Source organism: Deltaproteobacteria bacterium (assembly GCA_016213065.1).
GTDB lineage: Bacteria > UBA10199 > UBA10199 > SPLOWO2-01-44-7 > SPLOWO2-01-44-7 > JACRBV01.
In genome coordinates this window covers 23703-36080 of record JACRBV010000055.1, presented here as the reverse complement: position 1 = coordinate 36080, position 12378 = coordinate 23703, and the positions used below count along the sequence as shown (strand labels likewise).

The following is a 12378-nucleotide window of genomic DNA, read 5'->3' as shown; positions in this document are numbered from 1 at the left end:
GCTTATGGCGACAAAATTCTTTTTGAAAATTTGAGTTTTTCCCTTCCGCAGGGCGGGATTGTTGGTGTGATCGGTCCTAACGGCGCCGGCAAAACGACGCTGTTTAAAATGATCATGCAACTTGAAAAACCGGACAACGGTTCTTTCAAGGTGGGAGAAACCGTGAAACTTGGATATGTTGATCAAAACCGCTTTGCACCGAATGACACGCGCACCGTCTGGGAATGTATTTCAGGCGGGGGAGAAATAATCCGGCTTGGGACAAGAGATATTAATTCGCGCGCGTATGTTTCCCGTTTTAATTTTTCCGGTACCGATCAGCAAAAACAAATTTCCGTTCTTTCCGGCGGTGAGAGAAACCGGGTGCATCTTGCAATGACTTTGAAAGATGCCGGCAACGTTCTTTTGCTTGACGAACCGACCAACGATCTTGATGTGAACACACTCCGCGCGCTGGAAGTGGCCCTTGAAAATTTTGGCGGGTGCGCGGTTATTATCAGTCACGATCGCTGGTTTCTGGATCGCGTGGCCACCCACATGCTGGCTTTTGAAGGAGAGAGTCAGGTGTTTTGGTTTGATGGAAATTTTGCCGAATATGAAGCAGACCGGCACCGCCGTTTGGGTGCCGAAGCAGATCAGGTTCACCGCATCCATTACAAAAAAATGACCCGGCAGTAGAGTTGTTTTTTTAAGCGAGTCCTATTTCTTGCAAACCTTTTTGCCAGTGGAGCGCCAAAACGGAACCGATTTTTTTTGATGTGGGGTCGTTTGAAAAACAGTAAGCCTCGGCCCTGTTAAAATCCCTCAAAAATTTTTCCACCGTTTGTGTATCCCGTTCATCAACCCTGTTGGATGATTTGATTTCAATCAAAATATCGGGAAGTCCCGGTCTTTCCACAATCAGATCAATTTCCGCTCCGTCTTTTGTGAGCAGATAATAAAAACGGAAATCGGTTTTCTTGTAATCGTTAAGACGCATCATTTCGATAATGAGCCAATGTTCAAAGGCTCTTCCATAGGCGTAGGTTTGAGGTAACAGAGGTACCTCCAATGTTCCCTCGAGGGCGCGTTTGATACCCGTGTCAAAAAAATAGAATTTGGGATTTTGCCGTTGTTGCTTGCGGATGGAACGATGATATGGCTGGAGCAGGGATCCCACCAGTGTATCTTCCAGAATTTCGAAATAAGACTGCACTGTTTTGACATCAACTCCGGTATCGAGTGCAATATTGGAATAATTGAGAATGGATCCGTTGCATTGAGCCGCAATTTCCAAAAATTTTCGAAAGGGATCAAGCTTTCGCACGACATGTTCCGCCCAGACTTCTTCTTTCAGATAAGTTATGGCATAGGTTTTTAAAAAAGCGTTGGGCTCCTCTTTCGAGTTTTGTATCCGGGAGAGATTGGCCGCCTTTGGCAGTGCTCCAAAATGGAGCGCCTTTTCCAGACTGAAGGCTTCTCCCATTTCCACATGCGTCAACGGAAAAAGATTATTGAGAAAAGCCCTTCCCGCAAGCAAATTGGCGGCACCTCGTTTGAGTTTACGTGCGCTGGAACCGGTGAGGGCAAACAAAACAGGGGATGATTCAATCAGACGATGCACGGAATCGAGCAATTTGGGAAGTTTTTGAACTTCATCAACGACCACCCACCGGATCCGATTTTTTTGTGCCTCTACTGTGGAAAAAAATAATCCCGGATTTTTGGCATATTCCTCTTCTTGCAATGGGTCTAACAAATCAATCCAGAGCGTCTTTTCGCCTTCAAAAAAGCTCTTCAAAAAGGTCGATTTGCCAGTTCCCCGTGCTCCGAAAAGAAAGAAACTATTTGATTTTATTGGTTTAATTATTCTCTGGAACATACTCCATATTTATACGCTGTTTATGGAGTTATGTCCATCAATTTTTGTTAGAAGTGATAAATCTTGATTCTGTAACGGTTGTCCATTATGTGACGGGTCCTTAAAAAAAACATGAATCTCTCCAGTCCCGAAACTATCCGAGAAATCAGGCGTCGCAAAACGTTTGCGATTATTTCCCATCCCGACGCGGGAAAAACAACCATCACCGAAAAACTTCTACTGTTTGGAAATGCGATTCATATGGCGGGGATGGTAAAGGCAAAACGGGCAAGACACTTCGCAAAGTCTGACTGGATGGAGATTGAGAAACAGCGCGGTATTTCGGTTGCATCTTCCGTGATGCAATTTGAATATGACAATCACGAATTCAATTTGCTCGACACGCCGGGGCATCAGGATTTCAGCGAAGATACCTATCGCGTGCTAACCGCCGTGGACAGCGCCTTGATGGTGATCGACTCCTCAAAAGGAATCGAAACCCAGACCAAAAAACTTTTTCAGGTTTGCCGAGATCGCAATCTTCCGATCATCACTTTCATGAACAAACTCGATTTGGAGGGACATGGTCCCTTTGAGTTGGTTAATGAGGTGGAACAGGTGTTGCAACTTCCCTGTTTCACCGTCACATGGCCCATTGGCCATGGAAAACAATTTAGGGGTGTTTATGATCTGGTGAAAAAGAAAATCCGTCTTTTTGATTCTAACCAGAAAACAAGACGTGTACGCGAAGAAATTTTTAGCGATTTGGAAGACCCCGTGCTTCGGGAAAAAATTGGTACGGAATATATTGAGAAACTCAAAGATGATCTGGAATTGTTGTGCGGAGCGGGACATATTTTTGACGAACAGAAATTTCTACAGGGAAATTTAAGTCCTGTTTTTTTTGGTTCCGCCGTCAATAATTTCGGCGTTCAGGAACTTCTCGATTCGTTCATAAAATATGCTCCAAGTCCCAGACCGTGTCCCACCGTCAGCAGAGCGATTCATCCCGAAGAGGTTGCATTCACCGGACTCGTTTTCAAAATTCAGGCGAATATGGATCCCAAACATCGTGACAGGTGTGCTTTCGTGCGCATTTGTTCGGGAGAATTTGTGCAGGGCATGAGTGTCTATCATGTTCGTCAGGAAAAATTTTTCAAAATCAACAACGCCATGCAATTCATGTCGCAGGAACGCAAAAATATTGATCGCGCCTACGCCGGCGACATCATCGGCATTCATGACAAGGGTTCTTTGATGATTGGCGATGCGATTACGATGGGCGAAGAACTCCGTTTCACCGGCATTCCCCAGTTTTCCCCCAACCTTTTTAGTCGTGTGGAATTAAAAAATCCGATCAAGAGCAAACAACTTCAAAAAGGACTTGAACAGTTGGCGGAAGAGGGAACTTCGCAGGTTTTCCGGCGCCGCCACAATTCGGAGACGATTATCGGGGTGGTGGGACAACTTCAACTGGAAGTGGTGAAGTTCAGACTTTTGCATGAATATGGAGCCGATGCGGTTTTTACACCGATGAAATATGGTGTTTCCCGCTGGTATCATTCGGAAAGCAAAAAAGAGATGGATCGCTTTTACGACTATTATCAGTTTCACATTGTTTATGATGTTCGGGGTTATCCGATGATGCTTTTTGAAAGCGATTGGGAAAAAGATTACATCGCCGAAAAAAATCCCGAAATTCATTTTTACGCAAGCCTTCTCAATTATGAAAAGGAGTGTGGATAGGGCGCCCCGTTGTCATTATCATTTAATCAAAGAGAGATGATTGATTTCCATACAGCACTGATTGATTTTGATTTTTGGCGGAGGGGGTGAGATTCGAACTCACGGAACCCGTAAGGGTTCGCCAGTTTTCAAGACTGGTTCCATCAACCACTCGGACACCCCTCCAAACTACGTTTTTGACTATGCAATCCGGAGGGGGAAAAAACAAGTTTGAAAGTCAACGCTGTGGTTTTTTGTTCCACAGAATAACGCCCAGCGGCAATGCTACCAGATCAAACAACAGGGCAAGGGTAAGTAGAGTGGGCATCCACAGGGCAAGCTGTATGTTCGAAATAAAACCGGATGTGATGAGCGAAGCGAAGCCAAGGATCAAAACAACGGAGCTCAGCATGCACGCGCGCCCTACACCGGAAAGAGTTTTCTCTACGGCCTCTGCGGGCGTCATCCCCTCTTTCATGCCCTGTTTCATCCCCCACAGAATGTGGATTGTATCGTCGACAATCAGCCCAAGCCCCACGGCGGGAAGAATCATGAGGGCGAGCGAAAAACCCGCCCCCGTCCATCCCATGATTCCCATCGTAATCAGAATGGGCAAGACATTGGGGATCATGGCGAGGAGCCCCCATTTGACAGAGCGAAAAAGGACAATCAGTAAAAGGCAGACGGTAACGAAGGCCATTGTGCAATTTCGAATCAGTTCGGCAAGCATCTTTTTTTCCATCTCTTTATATAGCAAGGCAAAACCGCTCCACGAAACATCCACGCCGACGCCCGCAAAACTTGTTTTCATATAATTCAGCGCCTGAATCATTTTATCGTAATACTCTTGTTTGTCGGTGCGGACGCGAACGTGGATTCGCACTTTTTTAAGATCTTTGGATAGCCATTGACGAAGGAGACCATCGTCAGAAGCCCGTATTTCCCTGAGAAGACGGTTTCTGTTATTCCAAAGCGCCTTGGCGTTTTTGGGAATGCCGCTTGTAAGAACATAAGCGCTGATGCCGATGTCAATCGGGGACAGGGTTGTTGCAACGGGTGCTGTGAGGCCCATGGCCATTTGCATACCCTGAATCAGTTTGAATTTTTCCGGATGAGAAAAATCCGTGCCGTCCGTTGTCTGCATAAGAATTTCAAAAGAGGCGGCGCCGAAAAGTTTTTCGTCCATCTCCGCGATCTCCATCTGCGGGGCCGTTCCCGTTTTGAATATCCGCGGAAAATCAAAACGAAGATGTACAAAGCGAATGCCGTAAGACAGAACAAGTGTTGCAACGATCAAAACAGAAGCCAGAAGGATGGGATTTTTTTTAATGGTTGCGACAAGAAAAGGGCCCGGTGTCGCCATCTTCTGCTTTTTGACGCCAATCAGGATAGCAGGAAGAATAGTCAAAGAGGAAATAAGGGTGAATGGGATTCCGGTGACAACAATCAGTCCGATGGAGCGGATCTGTGAGAGGTCTGAAAATAGAAGCGTTGCGAATCCGGCGATGGTCGTGATGACGGCCCAGAGACAGGGGATGGTGCACGACTGAAACATTTTTCGCAGAGCTTCCGTATCATCCGCACCCCTGTTTTTTTCGTTGGTGAAATGTCCGATGAAATAAACCGCATTTTCAAAACCAATCGCCGCGAGGATGGGAACGGCCATCAAGGCAAACTGGGAAAGAGAGACATTCAAAATCGCCATAAGACCGCAGGAGAAGGAAACGCCGGACAACCCCGCCAAAACAGCCGCTGTAATCGTGCGCCACGATCTGTAAATAAAACCGAACAAAACAATTCCGAAAAGGGTAATCGCCGAAACGGAAAAAAAAAGATCTTTGCGGGACAATTCAATCGCCTTGGATTGCATGGCCAGCGGCCCCGTTAAAAAAGCGCGTTCCGTCGGCAGAAGAAATTCTTTGACGCCAGATTCAATTTTTTTTGTAAGAGCCAAACCTTTGCTGGGAAGAATTGCAGAGGCCGAGGGAATAAGGGCCAAGACCGTTCTTTTTCCATCAGGTGAGAGAAGAAGTTTTTTTGTGAGCGGCAACTGTTTCAATATTTCCGTGTCGGGTTTCTGCTGATTGCGGGACAGATTGGAAAGGCTGATGACGGATTGAATGCCCTCTGTTTGAGCAAGTTGATCCGTGAGTTGTCGTAGCCGAAGTAGCTTGGTTTCTCCGAGCACAGGCTCTTCTGTTTCCCAAACAAGAGCCAAAAGCGGCTCCGTGCCGAAACTTTCTTGCAAATCTCGGTATGTTTCAATCTGTGGACTGTCTCTCAGAAAACGGGAGTGGAGCGAGGGATCAAGGTTGAGTCCTTTGGAAAACCAGAAGCCAAATGCGATTGCGATAGTTCCGGCCGCCAGAATCTGAAAACGAAAGTGTTTTATGAAATTTGAAAAATCCATTTTTTTAGGGGAAGGATTTTCTCATTGCAACCAACCCCCGATTCTCTATATTGCGTCCATTGTTTCAGTCAATCTGCAAAGGGGGATTCGTGAGAAAAACATTTTTGTTGTTTGCTTTGTTTCTGGTTTTTTCCGGCGTTTTTTGGAGCGGGTGTTCTCTCGCGGGCGGACAAACAATGCCGCAAAAAGCCGGAGAATCCAAATAATCATTTTAACCATGGGGGTGTAACATGAAGGGAAAAAAGATACCTGTAGTTTTGGTTTCTCTTTTGAGCGGGGCCTTTGTAACGGTTTTATTTAATCACTGCGGTTCTGCGGGAGACCCCACAGCCGGCACCACAACCGGAACCAGTGCAACAAGTACAAGCGGTGTTGCCCTGACATCTCTGGATTTTCCCACCGTTGGTGTCTGCAATAACTCCGTTGATGTTACTACTACGACTTTTAAGAATGCCCTTTCTGTGGCCACGTCTTTTATTTTCATGGAAAAGACATTTACTTCCGACGCCGATAATCCCTTTATCTGCGGAAAGCAGGGCACATGGGACCCGAGTGATGCGAACGCCTTCAGCACCACCAATTCAACCGTTTTATTCGCAGATACCACGATGAGTATTATTCAAAACACCCGCGGTACGGTTATGATGTGCAACAGCGGTTTCACTTTCACCAATCTGGCTTATGGTTTCCACGATGCGGGAACCTATCGTGCGGAACTGACTTTCACAGACGGGACTACAACACGCCGCGTGAGACTTCGTTTTACGGTCTCCGGCACCGATGCCGGGAAAACGCTTTCTTCTCTTGGGCTGACACTGGCCGATATTTCCTTAGTGGACGGAAATAATAATGCCCTAACCACCGCTCAGGCCATTTTGAATCTTCTTGCCGCCAACCCTGCATCGATCACAATCAAGGCTAATGCTGGCGGCTCTACAAGAATCACGGCAACCGGCGGCATTATTTGCGGAAAAACCATTTGATGATTCGAAAATAAAAAACAAGTTTAGCTGTTGACTTTGACGTCCAAAGCAATTTTCTCTGTAGCAGGAGTTTCCGGTGTCACTGTTGATGCTGTGGCCGGTTTTTGCAAAAGACGAAGTGCTGACAATTTGGCTCGCGCTTGGTCTCCGAAAAGCATGCTGGTGAAATAACCAAATCCCGGTTTGTTTCGATCGCTGGAAAATTCTGCATAGGCCATACAACCCTCTGTCGTGACGAACGCATAGTTCGTGCCATGCTGGGTAGAATCGACTGCTAAAACTTCTCCCAAAAGATGTCCGTGAGTCTGGTCATAACGTATTCCAAGCATTCGAACTGCTCGCTGACCATTTCCTTTGAAAGGAATTTCAAAAGTATCTCCTTCTGAAATGAGGCCGTCACCATCTCTGTCGGCCCAATTTTTAAATCCTCTTTGTGCGGCTACTTCTGGTGAAAACTTCTTCAATGCTGTGTTTTCCATGATAATTCTCCTTTGACGAACAACCTCATTGCTTTCGCAATCTTTGGTTTTTAAAAGCTAGATAATTCGGGGGCTCTTTTTAGACTCCGCAAACTCTGCGAGTTTGCTTCGCGGTCTGGCTAAGCCAGACCTTGACGCTTAATCAGGCCACTTCCGCTAGCGAATTTGAAGGGAGTGCCTCCAAACGAGGCGCCCTTCTAGAGAAACCGTCAACGCTTGTCAATATTATTTTCAAAAATATGGTGGAGAAATTGACAAAGCGTTTCAGCTCCTGTATTTCGGCGGGCGTGTCTAAACGTTATTTTCAGGAAATTCTTGATCAGAATTGGAAGAAGCGCCGGCTTCTTTGTGTGGGGCTTGATAGCGATGTTGCAAAACTCCCCAAAGGGGAAACACAGCTTTCCTTCAATCAGAAAATTATTGAAGAAACATCCGATTTAGTCGCCGCTTACAAACCGAACATTGCGTTTTATGAATCAGAAGGGGTGAAAGGTTTGGAGGCGCTTCAAAAAACCGTCGCCTTTATTTTGGAAACAGCGCCACACGTTTTGATTTTGCTGGATGCCAAACGCGGAGACATCGGCAACACCAACGACGCCTACGCCAAAGCCGCTTTTGAAGAAATCAAGGCCGATGCCATCACACTCCATCCGTATATGGGGAGAGAATCGCTTCAACCGTTTTTGAATTACGCGGAGAAGGGGTGTTTTATTTTGTGCCGCACTTCCAATCCGGGGGCGAAAGAATTTCAGGATATCAAAATAGACGGCGAACCGCTCTATCTGAAGGTTGCAAAACAGGTAAGGCAATGGAACAAAAATAATAATTGCGGACTTGTGGTTGGGGCAACCTGTCCGGAAGAATTGCAGTCTGTCCGCAAAGCGGCGCCATATCTGCCTTTCTTGGTGCCCGGCGTTGGCGCGCAGGGGGGGGATTGGAAAACCACCGTGAAGTTCGGAACGAATGCAGACGGAGGTGGATTGTTGATCAATCTCTCCCGCAGTGTGATTTTTGCCTCCAACGGTGTTGATTTTGCCGCGGCCGCCCGCAACGCTATCTTGCAAACCGTAAAATAAAACGTTACTTAGTGACATGCCCAAAAAACGACTTTTCGGTTTTATCGCCGATCCTCTCACCAATTTCAAACCGCTCATGGACAATACTCTTTGTTATATGAAAGAGGTTCAAAGATTGGGTCATGATTTTCTGGTTTGTCAGCCAAAAGATCTTTTCATGAAGCAGAATGAACTTTGGGGAACATTTATAGAAATTGAATTGACAGGAAAAATTCCGGATTTCTTTTCTGTGATTGGTCAAAAAAAACTTCCACTTAAAAAATTCGATGTTCTTTTTCTGCGCAAAGATCCACCGGTTGATATGTATTATCTTCATCATTTGTATCTTTTGATGAAGGTGGAAGGAGAGGTGTTGATGGTCAACAAACCCTCCGCCATTTTGCGTTTCAATGAAAAACTCTCCGCGCTTTCTTTTTCTTTCAGTCCCAAAACGCTTGTCAGTTCCAATGTCGATCAGATTGTTACGTTCGCAGAAAAACAAAAAAAGGGAGTCGTCGTTAAACCTTTAAGTGACGGGAGCGGACGCGGGGTCATTAAAATTCAAAAATCAAAAATCAAAAATCAAAAATTTGGGGAAATTCTGAAAGAGATGACGGGGGATGGGCGTTTTATGGTGGTGTGTCAAGAATTCCTGCCGCAAATTTCTGTGGGAGATCAGAGAATTGTTTTATGGAACGGAAAAATTCTGACACATTTTATTCGCAAACCCAAACCCGGAAATTTTTTGGCCAACACCGCGGCGGGAGGTCAACTGCTTCCCTTTCCGTTGGAAATGCGCGAGAAAAAAATTGCGGAAACAGTTGGGTCTTGGGCAAAAAAAGAGGGCCTTTATATTGTGGGGCTCGATGTCATCCGCCCCTATCTTACAGAAATCAATGTGACGAGTCCCGCTGGTGTACAACAAGGCAATGCGGTTTATGGAACAAATCTGGAACGCAGGATTATAGATGATATATTGAGGTGGCTTTAAATTATGTGACTTTTATTTTTGGTTTTTGATTTGTGTTTTTGGTTTTTGATTTGTGTTTTTGATTTTTGGTTTTTGATTTTTTCTTATGCCAAGACGTTTACAAAAAGAAGATTTGCGGAAACGGTTTCATCCCGTGAAGAAACAAAAAAAGAAGAAACGCCGTTTTGTGCGCTATTTTTTTTGGATGCTGATTGTTTTAGCTCTGATCAGTCTGGCGGCTTTCATTCGTATCCAGCAACTCGAAAAAATAGTCGAAACAAAATTTAATGTGGCGCAGAAATGGAATATTCCTTCCCGAGTTTATGCCGACAGTGAATATCTTTATCCGGGTGTTGATATCACAAAACGAAATCTGAACGGAAAGCTGGAACGTTTGGGTTATCGCGAAGTATCGCAAACGCTCAAGGGCCCGGGAGATTTTGTCACCGCAAAGGATCACATCGATATTTATCTCCACGACTTTGCCTATCCACTGGAAAAATTCGCCGGTTATCCGGTTCGTCTTGAACTGCTTCAGGGCGCCATTCAGCGGATGGTTGATCTGGAATCAAACGAAGATTTGCCGCTTGTGCGTCTTGAACCCGAAGAGATTGCAACTTTATTTGACGAAAAAATGGAGGATCGAACCCTCATCACTTTAAAAGAATGTCCCCAATATCTTTTGGAAGCGATTATCACTATTGAAGATGAACGGTTTTTCAAACATCACGGCATTGATCCAGTAGGTATTATACGGGCCGCCGCGGCGGATCTCCTCTCTTTCAAACTGGCTCAGGGAGGATCAACTCTTACACAACAGTTGGTGAAAAATTTTTTCCTCACCGCCAAAAAATCAATACGTCGCAAAATTGATGAAGCGCTGATGGCGTTGATTCTTGAAAAAAAACATACCAAAGCTGAAATTCTTGAAGCATATCTCAATGAAATTTATTTGGGACAACGCGGTCCTTCCAGTGTTACCGGCGTTGCCGAAGCGGCCAAACATTATTTTGCCAAGGATATTCATCAACTCACCTTAAGTGAATCGGCCATGTTGGCAGGCATGATTCGCAATCCTTCCGAATATTCTCCGTTGAGAAACAAGGAGAGGGCACAGGACCGACGCAATCTCATTCTCAAAAAAATGAGAGAGGCGGATATCATCACGGAAGAAGCGTACAAAAAAGCAATTGTCGAAGAGATTGTGACGCCCAAACCCAAAGTCAGACCGATCGTGGCTCCCTATTTCATTGATTTTTTAAAAAATCAAATCGCCGATTTATATCCTCAGGATATTTTGCAGAAAGAGGGACTCAAAATTTTTACAACTCTTGATATGACGATGCAACTTGCCGGAGACGAAGCCCTGACACAAGGTCTGTCTGATTTGGAAAAAAAGAACGCGGCGCTTCTTCCGAAAGATCATGAAGGGGGATTGCAAGGATGTGTTGTCGTTGTGTCGCCGCAAAACGGTTATGTGCGAGCGATGGTTGGTGGAAAAAATTACAACACCAGTCAGTTTAACCGATGCACGCAGGCTATGCGCCAGCCCGGCAGTACCTTCAAACCGTTTGTTTATTTGACGGCGCTTGATCCCGACCGCTCTTTAAAAAAATTCACCAATATCACACTCATTCCAGACAGAAATTTTACGATTGACACGGTGCAAGGTCCTTGGAGTCCGGAAAATTACGATCATCAACAACACGGGGATGTGACTCTTCGTACAGCGCTGGAAAACAGCTACAACATTGCCACAGCCAAGTTGGCTTTGGATGTTGGTCTGGATAAAGTGGTGCAGACGGCACGCGACGCGGGAATCACAAGTCCTCTCGATCCGGTCCCGTCTTTGGCGCTCGGAAGTTTTGAGGTGAGTCCTCTGGAAATGGCGATGGCTTACACCATTTTCCCCAATTTGGGCGTCAAACCAGATCCTTCGGCGGTCATTAATATCATGACGACGCAGGGAGATGTTTTGGAAAAGAAAACTTTGAAGATGAAACGGGTGTTTAACGAAGCTCCCGTAGCTCTTGTCGACAGTCTGATGAAGGGCGTTTTTGAAAGAGGCACGGCGGCTAGCGCGCGCAATCTTGGATTCACGGGGATTGCCGCCGGAAAAACCGGAACCACTTCCAATTACCGTGATGCGTGGTTTGTGGGTTTCACGCCGCAGGTTCTGGGACTTGTCTGGATTGGTTTCGACGACAACACTCCGATTCAGATGAGCGGAGCCAAAGCAGGTCTGCCCATTTGGGTTGCCTTTATGAAGAAAGTTGTCGGAAATTCTCTGCAAGATTTCACTTTCCCCAAAGAGATTGTTCAAGTAAAGACAGGTCCGCAATGTCCAAAACCGTTTACCGAATATTTTATAAAGGGAACCGAAGAAACCGTTCCTTGTGTTCACTGATATTTTGTTTGTCTGTTTTAATTTTTAGCGGATGCGCCAAAGAACCCGCAAAAAAATTGCCGCCGTCCAAACCAAAAACCGTTGAAAAAATTCCTGAAAGTCCCTCTCCCGAAGCGGAAAAAACATTGAGTCCAAGACGGGAAGCGTCACAAAGACTTGTGCAGATCGGGCAAAGTTATTTGGAAAAAGGCGAGTTCGATAAAGCGGTGCAAACTTTTCAAGAGGCGATCAATGTAGATTATGAAAACGGTATCGCTTATTTTTATTTGTCGCAATCGCTGTATCAACGCGGAAATTACGATGATGCACTGAGTATTCTGGATCGAGCAGAAAATTTTTTGGCGGAGCAAGAGAATTGGAAAACCAAGATTGAGGAACTGCGCGTGACAATTAAAGATGCAAAAGAAGGAAAAACGGCGGAACCAACTCCGCCAAAACAACCCGAGGGAGTTTATTATTAAATGAACATTTTCTGTCATTCCTGCGAAGGCAGGAATCCAGAAACATTG

The 12378-nt window shown here is 45.5% G+C and carries 10 protein-coding genes and 1 tRNA gene; 7 read left to right on the top strand and 4 right to left on the bottom strand.

Annotated features, from left to right (window positions below; all coding sequences use genetic code 11):
• Positions 1-678 (top strand): ATP-binding cassette domain-containing protein (locus tag HY877_03090; GenBank protein ID MBI5299265.1); only part of this gene is annotated, 678 nt, incomplete at its 5' end.
• Between the two features lie 10 nt (positions 679-688).
• Here HY877_03090 and HY877_03085 read toward each other — a convergent pair.
• Complete coding sequence (locus HY877_03085; GenBank protein MBI5299264.1) at positions 689-1861, bottom strand: ATP-binding protein; 1173 nt, start codon at positions 1859-1861, stop codon at positions 689-691.
• 111 nt (positions 1862-1972) lie between these two features.
• Here HY877_03085 and HY877_03080 point away from each other — a divergent pair, with 111 nt between their 5' ends.
• The gene (locus tag HY877_03080) at positions 1973-3586 is read left to right on the top strand and encodes a peptide chain release factor 3 (GenBank protein ID MBI5299263.1); all 1614 of its coding nucleotides are present in this window, start codon (positions 1973-1975) and stop codon (positions 3584-3586) included.
• Positions 3587-3661: 75 nt separating this feature from the next.
• On the opposite strand, the gene HY877_03075 is transcribed toward HY877_03080, so the two are convergent.
• Positions 3662-3751 (bottom strand) — tRNA-Ser (locus HY877_03075).
• A gap of 52 nt (positions 3752-3803) precedes the next feature.
• Positions 3804-5975, bottom strand: a complete 2172-nt coding sequence (locus HY877_03070) for an MMPL family transporter (protein MBI5299262.1) — start codon at positions 5973-5975, stop codon at positions 3804-3806.
• 230 nt (positions 5976-6205) lie between these two features.
• On the opposite strand from HY877_03070, the gene HY877_03065 reads away from it, so the two are divergent.
• The gene (locus HY877_03065; protein MBI5299261.1) at positions 6206-6958 is read left to right on the top strand and encodes a hypothetical protein; all 753 of its coding nucleotides are present in this window, start codon (positions 6206-6208) and stop codon (positions 6956-6958) included.
• 23 nt (positions 6959-6981) lie between these two features.
• Here HY877_03065 and HY877_03060 read toward each other — a convergent pair whose 3' ends face one another.
• Positions 6982-7437: a hypothetical protein gene (locus HY877_03060; protein MBI5299260.1), complete on the bottom strand. Its 456-nt coding sequence runs from the start codon at positions 7435-7437 to the stop codon at positions 6982-6984.
• A gap of 239 nt (positions 7438-7676) precedes the next feature.
• Between HY877_03060 and pyrF the strand changes: the two genes are divergently transcribed.
• The 4 genes from pyrF to HY877_03040 all read left to right on the top strand — a co-directional run bounded on the left by pyrF (position 7677) and on the right by HY877_03040 (position 12330).
• Positions 7677-8513, top strand: a complete 837-nt coding sequence (gene pyrF, locus HY877_03055; GenBank protein ID MBI5299259.1) for an orotidine-5'-phosphate decarboxylase — start codon at positions 7677-7679, stop codon at positions 8511-8513.
• 16 nt (positions 8514-8529) lie between these two features.
• On the top strand, positions 8530-9483 hold the full coding sequence (locus HY877_03050) for a hypothetical protein (protein MBI5299258.1): 954 nt from the start codon (positions 8530-8532) through the stop codon (positions 9481-9483).
• A gap of 85 nt (positions 9484-9568) precedes the next feature.
• Positions 9569-11869 (top strand): PBP1A family penicillin-binding protein, encoded by a 2301-nt coding sequence (locus HY877_03045; protein MBI5299257.1) that lies wholly within the window; start codon positions 9569-9571, stop codon positions 11867-11869.
• An 8-nt stretch (positions 11870-11877) separates the two neighbouring features.
• Complete coding sequence (locus HY877_03040; protein ID MBI5299256.1) at positions 11878-12330, top strand: tetratricopeptide repeat protein; 453 nt, start codon at positions 11878-11880, stop codon at positions 12328-12330.
• Positions 12331-12378 lie beyond the last annotated feature (48 nt).

Excerpts from the sequence above, each read along its gene's own strand:
- HY877_03085 (MBI5299264.1), bottom strand. The coding sequence starts at position 1,861 with ATGTTCCAGAGAATAATTAAACCAATAAAATCAAATAGTTTCTTTCTT.
- pyrF (MBI5299259.1), top strand. The coding sequence starts at position 7,677 with ATGGTGGAGAAATTGACAAAGCGTTTCAGCTCCTGTATTTCGGCGGGC.
- HY877_03050 (MBI5299258.1), top strand. The coding sequence starts at position 8,530 with ATGCCCAAAAAACGACTTTTCGGTTTTATCGCCGATCCTCTCACCAAT.
- HY877_03065 (MBI5299261.1), top strand. The coding sequence starts at position 6,206 with ATGAAGGGAAAAAAGATACCTGTAGTTTTGGTTTCTCTTTTGAGCGGG.
- HY877_03070 (MBI5299262.1), bottom strand. The coding sequence starts at position 5,975 with ATGGATTTTTCAAATTTCATAAAACACTTTCGTTTTCAGATTCTGGCG.
- HY877_03060 (MBI5299260.1), bottom strand. The coding sequence starts at position 7,437 with ATGGAAAACACAGCATTGAAGAAGTTTTCACCAGAAGTAGCCGCACAA.
- HY877_03045 (MBI5299257.1), top strand. The coding sequence starts at position 9,569 with ATGCCAAGACGTTTACAAAAAGAAGATTTGCGGAAACGGTTTCATCCC.
- HY877_03080 (MBI5299263.1), top strand. The coding sequence starts at position 1,973 with ATGAATCTCTCCAGTCCCGAAACTATCCGAGAAATCAGGCGTCGCAAA.